This is a genomic window from Variovorax paradoxus NBRC 15149, from assembly GCF_001591365.1.
Lineage (GTDB): Bacteria > Pseudomonadota > Gammaproteobacteria > Burkholderiales > Burkholderiaceae_C > Variovorax > Variovorax paradoxus.
Window position 1 is genome coordinate 2,486,589 of the sequence record NZ_BCUT01000001.1, and the last position, 20,615, is coordinate 2,507,203.

20 protein-coding genes are annotated in these 20,615 nt (G+C 68.2%); 13 read left to right on the forward strand and 7 right to left on the reverse strand.

The features are described 5' to 3' along the window. Window positions 1-4: 4 nt before the first annotated feature. The 3 genes from VPA02S_RS11525 to VPA02S_RS11535 form a co-directional block, all read right to left on the reverse strand. Window positions 5-1,183 carry a nucleoside hydrolase gene (locus VPA02S_RS11525; RefSeq protein ID WP_012745317.1) on the reverse strand — a complete coding sequence of 393 codons (1,179 nt, stop codon included), beginning with the start codon at window positions 1,181-1,183 and terminating at the stop codon, window positions 5-7. A gap of 143 nt (window positions 1,184-1,326) precedes the next feature. Beyond that, window positions 1,327-2,919, reverse strand: a complete 1,593-nt coding sequence (locus VPA02S_RS11530) for a S41 family peptidase (RefSeq protein ID WP_012745316.1) — start codon at window positions 2,917-2,919, stop codon at window positions 1,327-1,329. A gap of 82 nt (window positions 2,920-3,001) precedes the next feature. Continuing rightward, entirely contained in the window at window positions 3,002-5,329 is a 2,328-nt protein-coding gene (locus tag VPA02S_RS11535) for an ATP-binding protein (protein WP_012745315.1), read from the reverse strand. A gap of 116 nt (window positions 5,330-5,445) precedes the next feature. Between VPA02S_RS11535 and VPA02S_RS11540 the strand changes: the two genes are divergently transcribed. The 3 genes from VPA02S_RS11540 (at window position 5,446) to VPA02S_RS11545 (ending at window position 8,915) form a co-directional block, all read left to right on the forward strand. Further along, window positions 5,446-6,666, forward strand: a complete 1,221-nt coding sequence (locus VPA02S_RS11540; RefSeq protein WP_169804833.1) for a threonine ammonia-lyase — start codon at window positions 5,446-5,448, stop codon at window positions 6,664-6,666. A gap of 88 nt (window positions 6,667-6,754) precedes the next feature. Then, window positions 6,755-6,907 carry a hypothetical protein gene (locus VPA02S_RS31970; RefSeq protein WP_012745313.1) on the forward strand — a complete coding sequence of 51 codons (153 nt, stop codon included), beginning with the start codon at window positions 6,755-6,757 and terminating at the stop codon, window positions 6,905-6,907. A 145-nt stretch (window positions 6,908-7,052) separates the two neighbouring features. Then, window positions 7,053-8,915 carry a phosphoenolpyruvate carboxykinase (GTP) gene (locus VPA02S_RS11545; protein WP_012745312.1) on the forward strand — a complete coding sequence of 621 codons (1,863 nt, stop codon included), beginning with the start codon at window positions 7,053-7,055 and terminating at the stop codon, window positions 8,913-8,915. 99 nt (window positions 8,916-9,014) lie between these two features. Here the strand turns inward: VPA02S_RS11545 and VPA02S_RS11550 are convergent, their stop codons facing one another. Then, window positions 9,015-9,563, reverse strand: a complete 549-nt coding sequence (locus VPA02S_RS11550; protein WP_012745311.1) for a hypothetical protein — start codon at window positions 9,561-9,563, stop codon at window positions 9,015-9,017. Window positions 9,564-9,670: 107 nt separating this feature from the next. On the opposite strand from VPA02S_RS11550, the gene VPA02S_RS11555 reads away from it, so the two are divergent. Next, entirely contained in the window at window positions 9,671-10,651 is a 981-nt protein-coding gene (locus VPA02S_RS11555; RefSeq protein WP_012745310.1) for a LysR family transcriptional regulator, read from the forward strand. A 10-nt stretch (window positions 10,652-10,661) separates the two neighbouring features. Here VPA02S_RS11555 and VPA02S_RS31975 read toward each other — a convergent pair whose 3' ends face one another. Then, on the reverse strand, window positions 10,662-10,835 hold the full coding sequence (locus VPA02S_RS31975; RefSeq protein ID WP_012745309.1) for a hypothetical protein: 174 nt from the start codon (window positions 10,833-10,835) through the stop codon (window positions 10,662-10,664). Window positions 10,836-10,958: 123 nt separating this feature from the next. Between VPA02S_RS31975 and VPA02S_RS11560 the strand changes: the two genes are divergently transcribed. After that, complete coding sequence (locus VPA02S_RS11560; RefSeq protein ID WP_012745308.1) at window positions 10,959-11,765, forward strand: metallophosphoesterase; 807 nt, start codon at window positions 10,959-10,961, stop codon at window positions 11,763-11,765. A gap of 18 nt (window positions 11,766-11,783) precedes the next feature. Here the strand turns inward: VPA02S_RS11560 and VPA02S_RS11565 are convergent, their stop codons facing one another. After that, the gene (locus VPA02S_RS11565) at window positions 11,784-13,367 is read right to left on the reverse strand and encodes a phospholipase D family protein (protein ID WP_012745307.1); all 1,584 of its coding nucleotides are present in this window, start codon (window positions 13,365-13,367) and stop codon (window positions 11,784-11,786) included. A 78-nt stretch (window positions 13,368-13,445) separates the two neighbouring features. Here VPA02S_RS11565 and VPA02S_RS11570 point away from each other — a divergent pair, with 78 nt between their 5' ends. The 7 genes from VPA02S_RS11570 to VPA02S_RS11600 all read left to right on the forward strand — a co-directional run bounded on the left by VPA02S_RS11570 (window position 13,446) and on the right by VPA02S_RS11600 (window position 19,414). After that, window positions 13,446-14,675, forward strand: coding sequence for a nucleoside recognition domain-containing protein (locus VPA02S_RS11570; RefSeq protein ID WP_012745306.1), 1,230 nt, complete (start codon window positions 13,446-13,448; stop codon window positions 14,673-14,675). 106 nt (window positions 14,676-14,781) lie between these two features. Next, window positions 14,782-15,291, forward strand: a complete 510-nt coding sequence (locus VPA02S_RS11575; protein WP_012745305.1) for a flavin reductase family protein — start codon at window positions 14,782-14,784, stop codon at window positions 15,289-15,291. Beyond that, window positions 15,288-15,791: a BON domain-containing protein gene (locus tag VPA02S_RS11580; protein WP_244883451.1), complete on the forward strand. Its 504-nt coding sequence runs from the start codon at window positions 15,288-15,290 to the stop codon at window positions 15,789-15,791. Before VPA02S_RS11575 ends, VPA02S_RS11580 begins: the two co-directional genes overlap by 4 nt. Before the next feature lie 22 nt (window positions 15,792-15,813). Next, window positions 15,814-16,713, forward strand: coding sequence for a DMT family transporter (locus VPA02S_RS11585; protein WP_012745303.1), 900 nt, complete (start codon window positions 15,814-15,816; stop codon window positions 16,711-16,713). After that, window positions 16,710-17,648 (forward strand): glutaminase, encoded by a 939-nt coding sequence (locus VPA02S_RS11590; protein ID WP_012745302.1) that lies wholly within the window; start codon window positions 16,710-16,712, stop codon window positions 17,646-17,648. The genes VPA02S_RS11585 and VPA02S_RS11590 overlap by 4 nt, the downstream gene beginning before the upstream one ends. A gap of 66 nt (window positions 17,649-17,714) precedes the next feature. Then, window positions 17,715-18,215: a hypothetical protein gene (locus VPA02S_RS11595; RefSeq protein ID WP_012745301.1), complete on the forward strand. Its 501-nt coding sequence runs from the start codon at window positions 17,715-17,717 to the stop codon at window positions 18,213-18,215. Window positions 18,216-18,379: 164 nt separating this feature from the next. Further along, the gene (locus tag VPA02S_RS11600; protein ID WP_012745300.1) at window positions 18,380-19,414 is read left to right on the forward strand and encodes an aliphatic amidase; all 1,035 of its coding nucleotides are present in this window, start codon (window positions 18,380-18,382) and stop codon (window positions 19,412-19,414) included. A gap of 2 nt (window positions 19,415-19,416) precedes the next feature. On the opposite strand, the gene VPA02S_RS11605 is transcribed toward VPA02S_RS11600, so the two are convergent. After that, a complete protein-coding gene (locus VPA02S_RS11605) occupies window positions 19,417-20,307 on the reverse strand; it encodes a LysR family transcriptional regulator (protein WP_012745299.1) in 891 nt (296 codons plus the stop codon). A gap of 90 nt (window positions 20,308-20,397) precedes the next feature. Here VPA02S_RS11605 and VPA02S_RS11610 point away from each other — a divergent pair, with 90 nt between their 5' ends. After that, a complete protein-coding gene (locus VPA02S_RS11610) occupies window positions 20,398-20,589 on the forward strand; it encodes a YjiS-like domain-containing protein (protein ID WP_012745298.1) in 192 nt (63 codons plus the stop codon). Window positions 20,590-20,615 lie beyond the last annotated feature (26 nt).

The window sequence follows — 20,615 nt, forward strand, 5'->3', positions numbered from 1 at the left end:
AGCTTCAGGGCCGCAGCGCGATCGGCACGGGCCGCGTGAGCAGGTCGACGTACAGCTCGAAGAAGCGCGCGTTGTCGAACTTCTTCACCACCGTCATCTTCTGCAGCGCCGGGCCCGCGGGCTGCGAGGCGTAGCCGATGGAGCGGCCGTTGTCGGCGGCGCCGGGCTTGGCGACCACGTCGACGTAGCGCTCGACGGTTTCGGTGGCATAGGCCGGATCGATGAGGTAGGCGAGCGTGAGCGTGTCCCAGATGTTCTGGGTGTAGGCCGGGTTGTTCTCGAAGCCGTTGGTGCCGCTGAAGCCGTAGCCGTTGAGCTGGCGGAACACCTCGGTCACGGCGGTGGGCGTGGCCGGGTGCGCGATGCGGTCGTAGATCGGCTTGGTGAGGAACACGGTGTCGGTCACGTCCAGCGGCACCACCACCTGCGGAATCGGCAGCCGCACCACGAACTGCGCGGCCTCGGGGTCGAACCACCAGTTGAACTCGGCGAACTTGGTGGTGTTGCCCGGCACGTCGACCGCGCCGCCCATGTAGATGATCTTCTTGATCAGCGGCACGATCTCGGGGTTCTGCTTGACCGCCAGCGCGATGTTGGTGAGCGGGCCGATGGCCAGGATGGTGATCTCGTTCGGGTTGGCCTTCACGGTGTCGACGATGAAGTCGACCGCGCTCCGGGGCTGGAGCACCGTGTGGGTGGCAAAGCCGTCGGGCGAGGGCTTCAGGTCGGCGTCGGTCTTGGGCTCGGGCGAACTCCAGGCGCCCAGGTAGCCGTCGCCGCCGGAGCCGGCCGCCATCTCGGCCTCGATGGTTGCGTAGTCGTGGTTGAAGGCGTAGTTCGCGCCCGCATAGATGCCGATGCGCTCGCCCACGCCGAGCCGCTCGACCGACTTCAGCGCGTCGGCGACGCCCTGCCGGAGCCACTGGTTGCCCGACACCACGCTGATGCCCATGACCTGCACCTTGCCTTGGGCCTGCAGCTGCGCGGCCATGACGCCGAGCTGGCCGTCGTCGCTCATGGTGTTGTAGTCGCTGTCGATGATGATCTTCTGCGCCGGCGGCGGCGCCGCGCCGAAGCCCGGTGCGAGCCCGATGCCGCTGTTGCCGCCGCCCCCGCAGGCCGAGAGCGCCGTGGCGAGCAAGGCTGCCGCCATCCATCTGCGTCGCTGAATCCGAATCGTCATCCCGGCTCCTTTTCGAGTGGTCTTGTGTGTAGAACTAAATGCCAAACGTTTGCGCAAACGTTTGCTCGAACTCTAAAGCGCATGCCACGGGCGTGGCAAAGCGCAAGGTTTCAAGGGGTAACCGAGGCTGGCGCCGAAGCGGTTCAGCCCGGCGACGGTGCGGTTTCGAGCAGGCGCATTTCGCGCAGCGGCGTGCGGTCGAGCAGGTAGGGCTGTTCGCCGGCCGTCCCGGATTTCTCGAGCCCCGCTCCGCTCTTGGCCGAAACGGGGCAGGCGCCGCCGCTGCGCATGGCAAGGGCAGCCGCCAGCCGCGCCTCGGCCGGGTCGCCGAGCGGGTGGTCGAAATCGTCGGCCACGGTGCAGTCGGGCGCGAAGCCATCACCGTAGTCGCCGAAGTTCTTGGCGTTGACGCCCTGGAACTGGATCGCGAAATAGCTGGTGCCGCAGTTGTCCTGCGGAGAGAAGCCGTAGGGCTTGCCGCAGGTGGCGCCGCCCACGAGGTTGACCTTGACGTCGATGCCGCGCAGGCCGTTGACCACCGATTCGCTCGCCGAGCAGGTGTCGGGGCCGACCAGCACCGTGACCTGCGAGAGGCCCAGCCTTGGCAGCGTCGCGCCCGTGCGGCTGGTGCCGTAGAACGGATAGATGGTCTGCGCCGGCGTCAGGTGGAACGGATTCTTGTCGTTGAAGGACAGGCGCTCGAAGACCTTGCCCGAGGTGGTGGCCGACGAAGACACCATGGAGGCGAGGCGATTCGCGATGTTGAGCTGGCCGCCGCCGTTGTAGCGCATGTCGAGCACGAGGTCCTGCACGCCGTCCTGCCTGAACTGGTTGAAGGCGCTGATGAGCTGCGACTCGGAGGTCGTGATGTGGTCGTTGAAGAGCAGGTAGCCGACGCGGCCGCTGCCGGTGTCGATGCTCTTGACGTTCTGCACCGGCGTGCGCGTGATGCTCGCCGCGGCCAGCGTGACGGTGCGCGTCGCACTGCCTTCCTGCAGCTTGAAGCTGTGCGATTCGCCGATGGCCGTGGGCGCGATGCCGCGGTTGATCACGGCGGTGTTGGTGCCGTTGACCACGTCGACGCCGTCGACCTCGAGCACCTTGGCGCCGCGCGCGATGCCTGCCGTGGCCGCGGGCGAGCCGGGCTCGGTGAACGCGATGCGCAGGTCGCGCGGGCGCGAGTTGCGCACGAACGCGAACTCCATGCCGTAGCCCGGCGCCACGCCGTTCTCCGAGAGCTGCCGGTAGCGCTCGGTGTCGTACACGTAGTGGAAGCGGTCCTTCGCGCGGCCCGAGGCCGTGAGCAACGGGGTCTTGAGCACGCTGAAGTACGCGACCGGCGTGGCGTAGTCGGCGGCCTTGAGGGTGGTGGGCACCTCGCCGTACCAGAGGTAGGTTTCGTCGATCCATCCGCGTACCCAGCGCTTCTCGTCGGTCAGCGTGCCGGGCTTGTCGGGGTAGGCGATTCCCGTCTCGGGATTGGTGCCGGGGCGCGGCGCGGCGCACAGGCCGGCCACGGTGGACGAGGCGACGATGGCGTCATCGTCGCCGCCGCTGGCAGGAGGCGGCGTGGTGCCGGGCGGCGCGACGATCGGAAATCCGCCACCCCCTCCACCACCACCTCCTCCTCCGCCACAGCCCGCCAGCGCGCAAACGATACCGGCCAACGCGAATGCGGCCGCAGCCGATGCGGTGAAGCGCGGCCTCGCCCGCGCATGTCCATTGCCCAAGCTCATCGAGATCCTCCTCGTGCCCGCCGCGGCGGACGGTTTTCTTTCTTGTCTGCCGCCGCGCTCCCGCGGTCTTGCCTGCTGTGCGCTATTGCATGAAGCCGATGCCGCGCGATTCGCGCACCTCGGGCTTGATGCGGTGCTCGGCCTCGAGCTGGTCCAGGAATTCGGCAGCCGAGAACTCGACCGCAAGAATATCCGTCTGCCGCTTCACGGCCGCGAAATCCCCCGGGCACAGCTGCTGCAATTGCGCCAGCCGCGCCTTGATGCCTGCGGTGAGCAGCGCGGCGTCGCCCGCCAGCGCCTCGGTCACGAACATGCGCTCGCGCTGCGGGGCGGTGAGCGGCATGAACTTGATCTTGAAGGTGAAGCGCCGAAGCGCCGCCTGGTCGAGCCGGTCGAGCAGGTTGGTGGTGCAGATGAAGACGCCGTTGAAGCGCTCCATGCCCTGCAGCATCTCGTTGACCTCGGTCACTTCGTAGGTGCGCTGCGCGCCGCGCCGGTCCTGCAGGAAGCTGTCGGCCTCGTCGAGCAGCAGCACGGCCTTCTCGGCCTCGGCTTCCTTGAACATGGCGGCCATGTTCTGCTCGGTCTCGCCGACGTACTTGCTCATGAGGTCGCTGGCCTGCTTGATGATCAGCGGCCGGCCGATGGCCTTGGCGATGTGCTCGGCCAGCGCGGTCTTGCCGGTGCCGGGTGCGCCGTAGAAGCACAGCGTGCCGTGGCCGCGCGCCTTGATGGCCGCCACGATGCGCGGGATCTCGAAGCGGGTCTCGACGTTGAGCATGTCGAGGTCGTAGGTGGTGACGCTGCGCCGCTCGCCCGGGCCGGTGTCGAGCGTGCCGAGCGCGAGGTCGGCGTTCTTGAGCTGGCGCTCGATCAGCGCTTCCATCGAGGCGCCGTCCTCCGTCTGCGCGAGCCCCGCAAAGCGCACCGCGGTGCGGATCTGCGCGGGCGTGAGGCCCTTGCGCTCGGCCAGCTTGGCGGTGAAGGCCTCGGACACGACGATGCCTTCGAGCGTCTTCTTCACGAGCTGCTCGCGCGCACCGGGCGGCGGCGACTTGAGCTCCAGGTGGTAGGCGAAGCGGCGCCGGAACGCCGGGTCGATCTGCTCGATGCGGTTGGTGACCCACAGCGTGGGCACGGGGTTGGCCTCGAGGATCTGGTTGACCCAGGCCTTGCCGCTCACGCTGCCGCTGGTGGGCGCCGGAATCTGCTCGGCGCGCGCCATGAACTGCGCGGCCTCGGTGCTGATGGGCGGGAACACGTCCTCGACCTCGTCGAACAGCAGCGCGGCCTGCGCGCTGCCCTTGAGGAACACCTGCGCGATCTGCAGCGAGCGGTAGCGGTCGCGGCCGCTCAGCGAGTTGCCGTCGCGGTCGGCATATTCGACCTCGAACAGCTCCAGGCCCGCCGCCTGCGCCACCACCTTGGCGAGCTCGGTCTTGCCGGTGCCGGGCGGCCCGTAGAGCAGCACGTTGACGCCGGGCTCCTTGCGCGCCACCGCGGCGCGCAGCAGCGTGACGAGCATCTGCGCGTCTTCCTCGACGAAGGAGAAGTCGTGCGTGGTGAGCGCGCTCTTGGCCGAGGGCCGCGTGAACACGGCCATCAGTTCGTTGTGGTCGCGGTACTCGCGCATCAGCACCGGCGGCAGCTTCTCGCTGACCTTCATGAGGTCGGCCAGGTCGGTGATGTTGTGCTCGGAGATCAGGTTCTCGACCAGGCCGATGCGCTCCAGCCGCGAACCGGCACGCAGGGCCTCGCCCACTTCGGTGGCGTTGACGCCCGCAATGTCGGCAATGGCGGCATAGGCCTCGGGCGCGTTGTTGACCTTGAACTCGACCAGCAGCGAGCGCAGGTCGCGCTGGTAGCGCGCGAGCGTGCCGTAGAGCAGCAGCGCGCGTTCGGCCTTGTTGAGCTGCAGGAGGCCCGCGAGCGCGTCGATGTTCTTCTCGACCAACGTCGACTGCTTGCGCAGCGCATGCGTGAGCCAGTCGCGCGTGACGGCCAGCACCGAGAGCAGGTCCTTGGGGTAGTCCTTGGCGTATTCGTCGAGGTAGAAGAACAGTGTGCCTTCCTCGTAGGGTCCGCGCCACACGCCATGGCGCTCGAGCAGCGTGCGGCCGTCGAAATTCTCGACGCCCTTCCAGGCCTCGTTGCCGGCGCAGCGCCGGCCCAGGAATTCGCGCAGCCGCTGCAGCACCGCGGCCGGCCACACCAGGTGGCGGCCGGTGAGCGAGAGAAGGCCGTTGATGTCGCGGCGCACGTTGAAGCGCGGCCCCTGCTTGGCGGCCAGCGTGAGCACGAAGTGCGAGCACATGAGTTCGAGCACCGGCGCACCCTTGAGCCCAGGCGACGGCAATGCCTGCCCGCGTACCGCAGCAGCCACTACATCGACACCCGCACGCTTGACCATCGGACAACCTCCAGACGAGGAACTTCTTGGGGCGACCATAACGCAGACTTTTGGCTTCGGGAAGACGCGGGAGCGGTAAAAACCCTGATGAGGCGATTCCAGCCACAATGCCCGCCATGGTCGGAATCGAAGAAATCCGGCGCGCCGCGGCGCGTCTCGAGGGTCAGGTGCTCAACACGCCCTGCGTCGAATCGCGCACGCTCTCCGAGATCGTGGGCGCGCAGGTCTACCTGAAGTTCGAGAATCTGCAGTTCACATCCTCGTTCAAGGAGCGGGGGGCGTGCAACAAGCTGGTCGATCTCCTGGAGGCCGACACGCGCGACGGCCAGGAAGCGACGCGGGGCGTGGTGGCCATGTCGGCCGGCAACCATGCCCAGGGCGTGGCCTACCACGCGCAGCGGCTCGGCCTGCGCGCGCTCATCGTGATGCCGCGCTTCACGCCTGGCGTGAAGATCGAGCGCACGCGCGGCTTCGGCGCCGAGGTGGTGCTGCACGGCGACACGCTCGACGCAGCGCGCGCGCATGCGCTGGAGCTGGCCGAACGCGAGGGGCTGACCTTCGTCCACCCCTACGACGACGAGGCCATCATCGCGGGCCAGGGCACGGTGGCGCTCGAAATGCTCGATGCGGTGCCCGATCTCGACACGCTGGTGGTGTCGGTCGGCGGCGGCGGGCTGATCGCGGGCATGGCGATCGCGGCGCGCGAGCGCAAGCCCGGCATCGAGATCGTCGGCGTGCAGACCACGCGCTTTCCGGGCATGGTGAATGCCGTCAAAGGCACCCAGCACCTGCAGGGCAAGAGCACCATCGCCGAAGGGATCGCGGTCGGAACGCCCGGCGTGCTGACGCGCGAGATCATCGCCCAGCACGTGGACGACCTGCTGCTGGTCGACGAAGGCGACATCGAGCAGGGCGTGCTGATGCTGCTCGAGATCGAGAAGACCCTGGTCGAGGGCGCAGGCGCGGCCGGCCTGGCGGCGCTGATCCGGCATCCGGCGCGCTTCAAGGGCAAGCGCGTGGGCCTGGTGCTGTCGGGCGGCAACATCGACCCGCTGCTGCTGGCGGCCATCATCGAACGCGGCATGGTGCGGGCCGGCCGGCTGGCGCGCGTGCGCGTGAGTGCGCGCGACGTGCCGGGCTCCTTGGCCCAGATCACGGCCACTGTGGCAGAAGCGGGCGCTAACGTCGATGAGGTTCATCATCAAAGAGCGTTTACCATGCTGGCAGCCCAGAACGTCGACATCGAGCTGGTGCTGCAGACCCGCGGGCGGGCCCACCTGGCCAGCGTGCTGGGCGCATTGCACGACGCCGGCTTCGAGGCCGAGGAGCAGCACTGAAGGGGCTCGCAACCCCCTAGACCGCGGCGCCGGGGGCCGCCGGTAAAATGGCCGCAGTTTTTCCGTATTTGAGTATTCGAGGTAATCAATGTCCAACCCTACTCCCGTCGAGCCCGGCCACGCCGCCGCCGTTGAAAAAGACGCCGTCGAATCGATCGTGCACCTGATGCCGCTCGTGCTCCCGCTGGCTGGCGGCGTGCTGATGCTGCTCCTGGCATCCATCGCCGTCTACTTGGCCTGACAGCCATTTGCGTCTTCGTCCGCGGGTCGTGCGGCCCGCGTTGACGCAGTCTCCCGAAGCGAAAACGTTTTCTCAAACGGACCTCCGCGCCAGCAGGCGCGGCGTCCCGTTCGGAAAGACGATTTTTCAACTTAGGAGATTTCCGATGAACGCACCCACGATGCAGGGCCTCGCCATCCAGGCACCCTCATACGTCAAGAACGCAAAACTGATTGCCTGGGTGGCCGACATGGCCGCGCTTTGCAAACCCGAGGCCATTCACTGGTGCGACGGCAGCAAGGAAGAGTACGACCGCCTCTGCCAGCAGCTGGTCGACGCGGGCACCTTCAAGAAGCTCAATCCGGCCAAGCGCCCCAACTCCTTCCTCGCGGTGTCCGACCCGAGCGACGTGGCGCGCGTCGAGGACCGCACCTTCATCTGCTCCGAAAAGAAGGAAAACGCCGGCCCCACCAACAACTGGATGGCCCCGGCCGAAATGCGCGCCACGCTGCAGCCGCTGTTCGACGGCTGCATGAAGGGCCGCACGATGTACGTGGTGCCGTTCAGCATGGGCCCGCTGGGCTCGCCGATTGCCCACATCGGCATCGAGCTTTCCGACAGCCCCTACGTGGCGGTCAACATGCGCATCATGACCCGCATGGGCAAGGCCGTGTACGAGGTGCTCGGCGCCGACGGCGAATTCGTGCCCTGCGTGCACACCGTGGGTGCGCCGCTGGAAGCGGGCCAGAAGGACGTGGCCTGGCCCTGCAACAAGACCAAGTACATCGTCCACTACCCCGAAACGCGCGAGATCTGGAGCTACGGCTCGGGCTACGGCGGCAATGCGCTGCTGGGCAAGAAGTGCTTCGCGCTGCGCATCGCCTCCAACATGGGCCGCGACGAAGGCTGGCTGGCCGAGCACATGCTCATCCTGGGCGTGACCAATCCCCAGGGCAAGAAATACCACGTGGCCGCGGCCTTCCCGAGCGCCTGCGGCAAGACCAACTTCTCGATGCTGGTGCCGCCCGCCGGCTTCGAGGGCTGGAAGGTCACGACCATCGGCGACGACATCGCCTGGATCAAGCCCGGCAAGGACGGCCGCCTCTACGCGATCAACCCCGAGGCGGGCTACTTCGGCGTGGCGCCCGGCACCAACATGCTGACCAATCCGAACTGCATGGACAGCCTGGACCATGACGTGATCTTCACCAACGTCGCGCTCACCGACGACGGCGACGTTTGGTGGGAAGGCATGGAGCAGGACACCGGCTCGCTGCCCGCGCACCTGATCGACTGGCAGGGCAAGGACTGGACGCCGCAGATCGCCAAGGAAACCGGCGCCAAGGCCGCGCATCCGAATTCGCGCTTCACCGTGGCCGCCACCAACAACCCGGCGCTCGACGACGCCTGGGACGACCCGAAGGGCGTGGCCATCGACGCCTTCATCTTCGGCGGCCGCCGCTCGACCACCGTGCCGCTCGTGACCGAGGCCCGCAACTGGGTCGAAGGCGTCTACATGGCCGCCACCATGGGCTCCGAAACCACCGCCGCGGCCGCCGGCCAGCAGGGCGTGGTGCGCCGCGACCCGTTCGCGATGCTGCCGTTCACGGGCTACAACATGAGCGACTACTTCCAGCACTGGCTCGACCTGGGCAAGAAGCTCGAGGCCTCGGGCGCCAAGCTGCCGAAGATCTACACCACCAACTGGTTCCGCAAGGGTGCCGACGGCAAGTTCGCCTGGCCCGGCTACGGCGAGAACATGCGCGTTCTCAAGTGGATGATCGACCGCGTCGAAGGCACCGCCAAGGGCACCGAGCACATCACCGGCGTGAGCCCGCGCTACGAAGACCTCAACTGGAACGGCCTGGAATTCAGCGCCGAGCAGTTCGCCACCGTCACCAGCATGGACAAGGCCGCCTGGCAGGCCGAGCTCAAGCTGCATGCCGAGCTGTTCCAGCAGCTGGCGCACCACCTGCCCAAGGAACTGCCGGAAACCAAGGCGGCCATCGAGCAGCGCCTGGCGGCCTGACGCCGGTCCCCAGGTCTTGTGCGGCCTGTCCGCACACGCAAAAAAGCCGCCCCGATGGGCGGCTTTTTCATGGGTCGGCCGGCGGCTGGCGCCGTTCGATCAGTAGTAGCGCGAGCTGTTCATGCGGCGCATGGCTTCGTAGAGCGTCGGCATGCGCGCTTCGCTGGAGCGTGCGGCCACGCGGGTCAGTGCGTCCACCTTGGCGGCAGTGGCGACGGAAACCTTGCCTTCGGACTGCTCGCGCCAGGTGGCGGCTTGCAGTTCCTGCATCACGCGCGGGTCGTTCCTGGCGGTTTCCAGGAAACGGGCGTCGGCGCGGGCCGAGGCACGGCGCTGGGCGGCTGCGTTCCAGGCGGCACCCACGCGGGCCAGGGGAGCGCGCAGCGAGCCGGCGAACAGCGCGGCAATGCCGAAGGCGGCAGCGCAGAGCACGGCCCAGGCCGCGAGCAGCGCGCCTTCGTCCCAGTTGGAAACGAGCTTGTCGGCCACCACCATCACCGCCGCGGCAACGGCGACGATCAGCAGGGCGATCAGCGGACGCGAACCGTTCGCGCCGGCGCGTGCGGCCTTGAGCTGGCCGAACAGGATCTCGGCGCGCTGCACGCCGGGATGGACAGTGGGTTGGTCTACGTGGACAAAGCTGGTCATGATGAATCCCTCCGTGGGATGAATGGCGAGTGCCGATGGGGAGATATTAGGGTTTGCCCTAGTGTTTTGCCACTTTATCTTTCTGATGTTTATCATTCACATCACTGATGGACGTCAACTTCCGCACACTCGATCTCAACCTGCTTCGCGTCTTCGACGAAGTGATGGCGGAGCGCAACCTCACGCGCGCCGCGCGCAACCTGTCGATCACCCAGCCCGCGGTGAGCAATGCGCTGCGCCGCCTGCGCGAGGTGCTCGGGGACGAGCTGGTGCGCCGCTCCGGCGCGGGCGTGGAGCCCACGCCGCGCGCGCTGGCGCTCTGGCCCACGGTGCGCGACGCGCTGCGCCAGCTGCAGCACACGCTGGCGCCGGGCGAGTTCGACGCATCGACTGCCGACACCACTTTCCTGCTGGCCATGGCCGACGCCACCGCCGCCGAGCTCATTCCGGGGCTGGTCCAGATCGTGGAGAAGGAAGCGCCCGCTATCTCGCTGCGCGTGCTGCCGCTGACCACCCGCGATCCGCGGCGGATGCTCGAGCAGGAGGAAGTCGACATGGCGATCGGCTACTTTCCGGCCGTGATCGCGAGCCTGGCGGCGCGCGGGCAGTCGGGGGTGGGCGTGGCCTTCGAGACCCAGCGGCTCTACCTGGGGCAGTACGTCTGCGTGATGCGGCGCGGCCATCCGCTGGCCAATGCGCCGCTCACACTGGACGACTATTGCGCCGCGCGGCATTTGCTCGTGAGTTTTTCGGGGCGCCCCTACGGCTTCATCGACCAGACGCTGGGCGCGCTGGGACGCGAGCGGCGCATCGTGGTAACCGTGAACCAGTTCTTCACGGCCGGCCGGGTGGTGGCCAATTCGGACCTGCTCACCGTGCTGCCACGCCATTTCGTGACCGTGACCGGCATCGACGAGCAGCTGGTGCTGCGCGACCTGCCCTTCGACCAGCCGATGGTGCACGTCGATGCCATCTGGCACCGGCGCGCGCAGCACGGGCATGCGCACGAGTGGCTGCGCACCGCGCTGCTGCGCTCCGCCGCGGCGGCTTTTGCGGATTCGGTCCTCGGGCAGAAGGTGCCCGGATGACCGGGGTTTTTCAGCGGATGACCGAGAGCCAGGCGCTGGCGGCTGCGCGCAGTTCCTGCGCGTGGTGCGCGCCGCGGCCGGCGCGGACATCGGCGCTTTCCATCAGCGCGGCGGCGGGGCTGGCCGGGGCGCTGGCGGCGGAAGAACGGAAGAAACGGGCCACTTGGGCAATGAGGCTGAACATGACAGTGCGCGGCTCTTGGCTGCGCTGGAGTGGTTGATGTTCCAAGAATAGGGGTTATCCCTAATATTGAAAGCCACACTTCATGCGCTTTATGCATGGGCTGATTCCCCTAGACTGGTTCCAATGAAGCTGCAACTGCTGTCCGACCTGCACCTGGAGTCCCACCCCCGCTTCCACGCCGAGCCCGTGCCCGGCGCCGACATGCTGGTGCTGGCGGGCGACATCGGCTCCTACCAGGAAGGCTCGCGCCTGACGGATCCCGACTTCGGCCTGGGCCGCTTTTCGCCCCGCAACGGCTGGCCGGTGCCCGTGATGTACGTGCCGGGCAACCACGAGTACGACAACACCGATTTCGACCAGACCCACGAGCGCCTGCGCGCGCTGTGCCAGGAGTTGGGCATCCTCTGGCTGGAGCGGGAGACCCTGGTGATCGACGGCATCCGCTTTGTCGGCACCACGCTCTGGGCCGACTTCGATGCGCTGGTGGCGCCCACCGACGGCCTGGCCGACGCGCTCAAGAAGCGCGGCAAGGCAATGCGCGCGGCCGACTTCTATCTTGAGAAAGCCGCGACGGTGCGCCACGGCCAGCCCTTCATGGCCGGCGCCATGCGGGAGCAGGCGCTGGCCTGCCAGGCCTGGCTCGAACAGGCGCTGGCCGAGCCTTTCGACGGCACCACGGTCGCCATCACGCATTTCGCGCCCAGCCTTGCGAGCGCCGATCCGCGCTACGGCCTCACGCCCGGCACGGCCGGCTTCTGCAATTCGCTCGATGCGCTGCTGCCGCGCGCCCGGCTCTGGCTGCACGGCCACCTGCACTGCCCCTTCGACTACGTGAAGGACGGCTGCCGCGTGGTCGCCAACCCGCTCGGCTACAAGGGCAAGGGCGAACAGGAAGGCTTTCGCCCGGAGCTGCTGATCGAGGTGCCCTGAGCGCGCGTTACAGCGGCCCTACAGCAGCTCCTCGCCCACGATCGGCAGCAGCAGCCAGTTCTTGAAGCGCAGCCACAGAAACTCGCCGGGCTCGTCCTCGTGGACGATGTCGCCGCCGGCGTCGTCGTATTCGAGCCATTGCACGCGGCGGCCGCCCGGCGCGAGCCGCAGCCGGTAGCCCAGGCTCACGCGCTCGCCACTCATGAGCCTTTCGTAGTCGGCCACGAGCGCCGGGCTGTCGATCACGAGGCCCATTTCGGTGTTCACCGCGGCCGAGCGGCGGTCGAGGTTCATGGAGCCGACAAAGAAGCGCTCGCCATCGATCACCGCGAGCTTGGCATGCAGCCGGCTGATCGACTGGCCGAAATCGCCGAAGCGCCCCGAGCGCCCGGTGAGCCGGGGCGCGATTTCGTAGATGGTGACGCCGATCTTCAGCATGTCGGCGCGGTAGCGTTCGTAGCCCGCGTAGGCCAGCGGCTCGTCGGTGGCGCCGAGCGAGTTGGTCACCACGGTGATGCGCCCGCCGCGCTCGATGGCCTGCTTCATCATCGCCATGCCGCGCGCGCCGGGAATGAAGTACGGCGAGCCGATCTTGACCTCGCGCTTGGCCGAATTGATGACGCCGAGCGCGCCGGCGGTCACGCTGCCCTCGTAGGCGGCCTCCGAGGTGCGCGTGATCTTCGCGGGGTCGTCCACGAACAGCGTGGACGTCGCCCATTGCAGCTCGAGCTTGCCGGTGGCGAGCTGCTCGCCCACGGGCGAATGGTCCAGCACGTCGCGCGGTCGAATGCGCACGTCGGGCAGCGCGGCGGCCGCAAGGGCGTCGAAGCGCTTGTGCGCCTCTTCGGCCGCCATGCGCTGCGGCACGATGCGCTCGATGGGCCAGGCATGCTCGCTGTTCCAGTAGCGGTCGAAGCCCTCGGACATCCGGCGCACCACCGGTCCGCAGGAGAGCACGTCCATGTCGATGAAGTTCGCCGCCGTGCCGCGCATGAAGTATTCGTTGGCGATGTTGCGGCCGCCCGAGACGGCAAAGCTGTTGTCGGCCACCAGCAGCTTGTTGTGCATGCGGTGGTTGATGCGGCCGAAGTCGCCCAGCGAGAACAGCAGCCGCAGCGCGAACGAGTCGGCACGCGAAGGCAGCGGGTTGAACAGCCGCACCTCGACGTTGGGAAAGGCCGAGAGCGCGCTGAACACCTCGTCCTCGCCGGCGGTGTACAGGTCGTCCACCAGCAGGCGCACCCGCACGCCGCGCGCGGCGGCCTCGCGCAGTTCGCGCAGCAGCAGCAGGCCGACGTCGTCGTTCTGGATCAGGTAGTACTGCACGTCGAGCGACTTCTCGGCATGCCGCGCAAGGGAAATGCGCGCGTCGAAGGCAAAGGCCGCCTCCGGCAGCAGCCGGAAGCCCGACAGCGATTCGGACTCCTGCGGCGCGCGCTGCCGCGCCAGCTGGCCGAGCGCAGTGTCCGCGACGTCGGTGATGGCCATGGCCGGCGCGCGAGGCTGCGGCGGCGGCAGGCCCGCACAGCCCGCCAGCCACGCCAGCGCCACGGCGGCCCAGACTAGGGCCGCGAGCCTGCGGATCGGGGAAGAGGCTGCCATGGCCCGCACTGTAGCCCGCGGGGCGGGCTCTGGCACAGCCCTATGATCGCCCTCACAAAAAAAGGAAAAAGGACACGCGTGCTCAACGGCTTGTGGCTGGGTTTCTTCGGGGTGGCGATGCTGGCGGCGCTCGGGCGCTGGCTCGTGGGCGGCGATGCGGCGGTCTTCGCGGCCATCGTCGAAAGCCTGTTCGCGATGGCGCGGCTCGCGGTCGAGGTGATGGTGCTGCTGTTCGGCACGCTCACGCTGTGGCTCGGCTTCCTGCGCATCGCGGAGGCCGCGGGGCTGGTGGGCTGGCTCGCGCGCCTGCTCGGCCCGCTCTTCAGGCGGCTCATGCCGGGCGTGCCCGCGGGGCATCCGGCGCTGGGGCTCATCACGATGAACTTCGCGGCCAATGCGCTCGGCCTGGACAACGCGGCCACGCCCATCGGCCTCAAGGCCATGCGCGAGCTGCAGCGGCTCAACCCCGACCCGGTCACGGCCACCAACGCGCAGATCCTGTTCCTGGTGCTCAACGCGTCTTCGCTCACGCTGCTGCCCGTGACGATCTTCATGTACCGCGCGCAGCAGGGCGCGAGCGATCCGACGATGGTGTTCCTGCCGATCCTGCTGGCCACCAGCGCATCGACGCTGGTGGGCCTGCTCGCCGTGGCCGTGGCGCAGCGCCTGCGGCTGTGGGACCCGGTGGTGCTGGCCTACCTGGTGCCGGCCGCGCTGCTGCTGGGCGGCTTCATGGCGCTCTTGGGCACGCTCTCGGCGGCGGCGATTGCGTCGCTCTCCTCGCTCATGGGCAACCTTGTGCTGTTCGGCGTGATCATCGTGTTCCTGCTGGCCGGCGCGGTCCGCCGCATCAAGGTGTACGAATGTTTTATCGAGGGCGCGAAGGAAGGCTTCGACATCGCGAAGAACCTGCTGCCCTACCTGGTGGCAATGCTGTGCGCGGTCGGCGTGCTGCGCGCCTCGGGTGCGCTGGACTTCGTGCTCGGCGGCCTGCGCTGGCTGGTGAGCGCGGGCGGCTGGGATGCGCGCTTTGTCGACGCCATGCCCACCGCGCTGGTCAAGCCCTTCTCGGGCAGCGCGGCGCGCGCGATGCTGATCGAGACCATGAAGAGCCAGGGCGTGGACAGCTTCCCCGCGCTGGTGGCAGCCACCATCCAGGGCAGCACCGAAACCACCTTCTACGTGCTGGCGGTGTACTTCGGCGCGGTCGGCATCCAGCGCGCGCGGCATGCGGTTTCTTGCGCGCTCGCGGCCGAGCTGGCGGGCGTGGTGGCGGCGATTGCGGTGTGCTACTGGTTCTTCGGCTGAGCGCCGCGAAACCGGCCCTCGCGGGCGGGGCGATGCCACCCGGCCGAGCAGCGCGCCGTGCGCTGAGCCAAAATGGTCCTCCGCCGCCTAACGCACAGCCTCTTCCGTGACCACCTCCCGCCGGGCCAAGCCCCCTACTTTTTCGCCCGCAGAATTCCGCGAAGCGCTCGGCATGTTCGCCACCGGCGTGACCATCGTCACCGCGCGCTCGGCCGAGGGCGCGCTGGTCGGCCTCACGGCCAACTCGTTCAATTCGGTGTCGCTTGCGCCGCCGCTGGTGCTGTGGAGCCTGGCGCGCGCGGCCGGTTCGATGCCGGCGCTCAGCACCGGCTCGCACTACGCCATCAACATCCTGGCCGCCAACCAGAAGGGGCTGGCCGAGCGCTTCGCCACCAAGAACATCGACCGCTGGGCCGACGTGGCCTTCACCGAAGGCCTGGGCGGCGCGCCGGTGCTGGCCGGTGCGGCCGCGAGCTTCGAGTGCTTCAACCGCAGCCGCTACGACGAAGGCGACCACGTGATCTTCGTGGGCGAGGTGGAGCGCTGCACCCACAACGCCGGCGCCTCGCCGCTGCTGTTCCACGGCGGGCGCTTCTACACGGAACATCCCTTGTGAGCCGCGGCGCCGCGTTCATGTGCATGTCGCTGCTGCTGGTTGCGCAGAACGTGGCGGCGCAGGAGCCGGCCGCACCGCTCAAGCAGAACTGGTTCGACGATCCCTTCTTCCAGGTTTCCGCCGGCCTGCCCGCCTGCGCCATGCCCGAAGGCCCGTTCTACACCGCCGAGGAGCGCCGCGCCCAGACTCATTCGCGGCTGGAGCGCGGCACCAGCTGCTGGCTTGCCGGCCAATGCACCGACAGCAACGCCTACCGCTACGACAAGCCGCTCGCGCCCAAGGTGCGCGCCGCGCTCTCGGCCGTGCCGGGCGTGCAGAAGGCGAGCGTGTGGGTGATGATCCAGCGGCGCTGGGTCTACCTGCAAGGCTGCGTGCCCTCGGCCGCGGTGGCCAGGAAGCTCGAACGCGCCGCGCGCGCGGTGCCCGATGTCGAGACCGTGGTGACCGACCTGATGGTCGGCACGCGGGGCAAGCCGCCGTATCCCGTGGCCGGCCGGTGAACGAACAACAACAACGCGACGAATGATCCAGCGCAAGACCCATCTCGACTCCCTCGCCATCGGCCTCCTGATCGCATGCTGCGCGTTCTGGGGCCTGCAGCAGATCCTCATCAAGACCACCGTCGCCGAAGTGCCGCCGCTCTGGCAGGCCTCGGTGCGCATGGCGGGCGCCGTGGCGCTGCTGTGGCTCTGGTGCCTGTGGCGCCGCGTGCCGCTGTTCGAGCGCGACGGCACGCTGCCGGGCGGGCTGCTCGTGGGCCTGTTGTTCGCGGGCGAGTTCGCCTGCATCTACCTGGGGCTGCAGCACACCTCGGCTTCCAGGCTCACGGTGTTTCTCTACACCGCGCCGTTCTGGGTCTCGCTGCTGCTGCCGCGCTGGGTGCCGGCCGAGCGGCTGCGCGGCCTGCAGTGGCTGGGGCTGGGCATCGCCTTTGCGGCGGTGCTGTTCGCGTTCAGCGAAGGCTTCGGACACTCGAGCTCGGGCCAGCTGCTCGGCGATGCGATGGCGATCGTCGGCGGCATGCTCTGGGGCCTGACCACGCTGGCGCTGCGCACCACGCGGCTTGCCACCGCGAGCGCCGAGAAGGCCCTGTTCTACCAGGTGGCCGTGACCGCGGCCGTGTGTCCGCTGCTGTCGCTGGCGCTCGGCGAAAGCTGGGGCTTCTCGTATTCGGCCTGGGCCTGGACCTCGATCGGCCTGCAGACCGTGATCGGCGCCTTCGCGAGCTATCTCACCTGGATGTGGCTGCTGCGGCACTACCCGGCCACGCAGATGTCGTCGTTCAGCTTTTTGACGCCGCTGTTCGCGCTGGTGTTCGGCGTGGTGCTGCTCGGCGAACCGCTCACGCTGCAGCTGATGCTGGCGCTGGCGGGCGTGGGCCTGGGCATCGTGATGGTCAACCGGCGAAAGGCACGGGCATGAAGGACGCGGACTTCCAGCCGGTGCTCGACGACATCGTCACCACCCTGCGGCCGCTGCTGGGCACCGCCGGCACGGTGGCCAGCTACATCCCGGCGCTGGCCTGCATCGATGCGCGCCAGCTCGGCATTGCGCTGCGCACCTGCAACGGCGCCGAGGCCTTCGCGGGCGATGCCGAAACGCCGTTCTCGATCCAGAGCGTGTCCAAGCTCTTCACGCTGACGCTGGCCATGCAGCGCATGGGCGACGCGCTGTGGGAGCGCATCGGCCGCGAGCCTTCGGGCAACCCGTTCAACTCGCTGGTGCAGCTGGAGAACGAGCAGGGCAAGCCGCGCAATCCGTTCATCAATGCGGGCGCCATCGCGGTGGCCGACCGGCTCGTGAGCCAGGCATTGCAGGCTGGCGGCAGCGCCAAGGCCGACATTCTTGCGCTGATGGGGAGCCTGTGCGGCGAGCCGATTGCGTTCGACGACGAGGTGGCGCGCTCCGAGGCCGCGACCGGCTTTCGCAACATTGCGCTCGCCAACTTCATGAAGAGCTTCGGCAAGATCGACAACGATGTGGCCGTGGTGCTCGACACCTACTTTCACCAGTGCGCGCTGCGCATGAGTTGCCGCCAGCTCGCACGCGCGGCGGCCTTCCTGTGCCGCGACGGCGCGCATCCGATCGACGGCCAGGCCGAGGTGACCGGCGAGCGCCAGACGCGGCGCATCAACGCGCTGATGCTCACCTGTGGCACCTACGACGCCGCGGGCGACGTGGCGTTCTCGATCGGCCTGCCGTGCAAGAGCGGCGTGGGCGGCGGCATCGTGGCCGTGGTGCCTGATCGGCTCACGCTGTGCGTGTGGTCGCCCGCGCTGGACGCGACGGGCAACTCGCTGCTCGGCATGAAGGCGCTCGAGCTGTTCGTGGCGCGGACCGGGCTGTCGGTCTTCTGAGCGGCGCGTGTGGCCCGGGGCGCAGGCCCGGGCGAAAATGGGCCACGCACGAACCCGAGCATCCGAATGACCGAAGCCACAGACTCCACCGACTCCGACACCCTCCCCCTGCAGGAACCCCGCCTCTGGCGCGATGGCCAATGGACCGCCCGCGTCATCAAGAACGAGGAAGACGACGGCTGGGCCGTCGAGATGACGCGCCACGGCGACCCCGAGCCGGCGCTGGTCGGCCCCTGGACCATGGGCCGCGACAAGAAGAACCCGAAGCCGCTCGACGGGCCCGCCTTCTCCACGCTTGTGAAGACCGCCGCCGAGGTGATCCGCCGCCACGAGCAGCAGCTGCACGCCACGCTCAACAAGAGCGTGACGGTGACGGCGCGCAATGACCAGCGCGTGCGCGTGGCCCTTGCCATCGTGCCCGACGAGGACAGCCCCTCGGCCACGCTCACGGCCTACGACGATGCCGACGACTCGGAACTCGCCAGCGTCAATGTCTCGCCCGCCTTCAGGCTCACGGCAAGCAGCGCCGCCGCCTGGATCGAATCCGATTACGCGCGGCCGCGCTGAGCGCGCGTTCGCAATCAGCGAAATGACGTATGTGCAGCTCGCGCTGAGTTGAGAACAATCGGCTTCGACGACACCCGCCGCTGCCCCCAGGAACAAGCCCGAACCGGTCGACCACCGGCTCGGGCTTTCTTGTTTTTTCTCAACCACCCTCCAGGAGCAGCGTCATGAGACATGGTGATATTTCGAGCAGCAATGATTGCGTGGGAGTCGCGGTCGTCAACTACAAGATGCCCCGCCTGCACACCAAGGCCGAGGTGCTCGACAACGCGCGCAAGATCGGCGAGATGCTGGTCGGCATGAAGAAGGGCCTGCCGGGCATGGACCTGGTGATCTTTCCCGAGTATTCGACGCACGGGATCATGTACGACACCAAGGAGATGTACGACACCGCCTCCGCGATCCCCGGCGAGGAGACCGCCATCTTTGCCGACGCCTGCCGCCGCGCCAATGTATGGGGCGTGTTCTCGCTGACCGGCGAGCGCCACGAGGCGCATCCGGACAAGGCGCCCTACAACACGCTGATCCTCATGAACAACCAGGGCGAGATCGTCCAGAAGTACCGCAAGATCATGCCGTGGGTGCCCATCGAGGGCTGGTACCCGGGCGACTGCACCTACGTGAGCGACGGCCCCAAGGGCATGAAGATGAGCCTGATCATCTGCGACGACGGCAACTACCCCGAGATCTGGCGCGACTGCGCGATGCGCGGCGCCGAACTGATCATCCGCTGCCAGGGCTACATGTACCCGGCCAAGGAGCAGCAGATCCTGGTGTCCAAGGCCATGGCCTTCATGAACAACACTTACGTGGCGGTGGCCAATGCGGCGGGCTTCGACGGCGTGTACTCGTACTTCGGGCACTCGGCCATCATCGGCTTCGACGGCCGCACGCTCGGCGAATGCGGCGAGGAGGAAATGGGCATCAACTACGCCGAACTCTCGATGGGCCTGATCCGCGATGCGCGCAGGAACGGCCAGTCGCAGAACCACCTGTTCAAGCTGATGCACCGCGGCTACACCGGCGTCATCCATTCGGGCGACGGCGACAAGGGCGTGGCGGCCTGCCCGTTCGACTTCTACAAGCAGTGGATCAACGACCCCGAGGGCGCGCGCGAGCAGGTGGAGTCGTTCACGCGCAGCACCATCGGCACGGCGGAATGCCCGATCGAGGGCCTGCCGAACGAAGCTGCCCGCAGCTGAAATCAGACCTGGCGAAAGGCCGTCAGCACCTGCAGCACGCTTTGCGTGGCGCCATCGAGCAGGGCGCGCTGGCGGTGCGCAATGCCCAAGCGGCGCGTGAGCCTGGGCGTGATCGGCAGGATCTGCATGCGCTCGTTCAGCGCCGCATCGGTGGTCTGCTGCAGCGGCAGCAGTGCGGCGCCGTAGCCGGCCGCCACCAGGCTGCGGATCGCGGCGTCGTAGTTGAGCTCGATGCGCGCACGCGGCGCGAAGCCGGCCGCGGCGAACCACTCCATCGAGAGCCGGTACATGTGGGTGGTGGCGTCGTTGAAGATCAGCGGCTGCGCGGCCAGCCAGGCCGGCGTGACGCGCCTGGGCGCCTTCCAGCGCTGCGGCACGAAGGCCATCATGGCCTGGTCGCACCAGGGCGTGACGACCAGTTCGCGCAGCGGCGGCTGCGGCATGGCGACCAGCCCGATGTCGAGCGTGCCGGCGGCCAGCCGCGCCATTGCCTCGTACGAGCCCAGGATGCTGACCTCCACGTCGATGCCCGCATGCCGGGCGCCCAGCGCTTCGAGCACCTGCGGCAGCAGGTCGACCACCACGCCGGTGGAAGTGCCGAGCCGCACGCGGCCGGTGCGGCCTTCGGCCTGGCGCTTGACGGCCTCGACGGCATCGTCGGTGTCGCGCAGCAGCTTGCGCCCGCGCTCGACCAGCGCCGCGCCGGCCGCCGTGGGCGTGACGCGGCGATTGCCGCGCACCACCAGCTGCGCATCGAGGCGCGATTCGAGTTCGCTGATGTGCAGGCTCACCGTGGGCTGCGCAAGGTGCAGCGCCTTGGCCGCCGCCGAGAAGGTGCCGAGATCGGCGATGGCGATGAGCGTGCGGAGTTGGTCGAGGTTGAGCTGTCGCATCAGGAATACTGATTGAAGGTGTCAGAAATCTCAACTTCCACAATAGCACGCACCGCCGCAAGATGAGCGCTCCCCACAAGGAGACCCATCGTGACAGCGCCGACGCACTCGCCCTTTCATCAACGCCTGATGCATGCCCTGCGCAGCTGGCGCCGTCGCGCCGCGGAGCGCCGCCGCGCCCACGCGGACGCGCGGCACCTGGCCGGCATGAGCGAGCACGAGTTGCGCGACCTGGGCATCGGCCGCAGCGAGGTGGCCGGATTGCTCGACCGGCATCGCTGACCACCGGATTTGAGGTTCAATCCGGG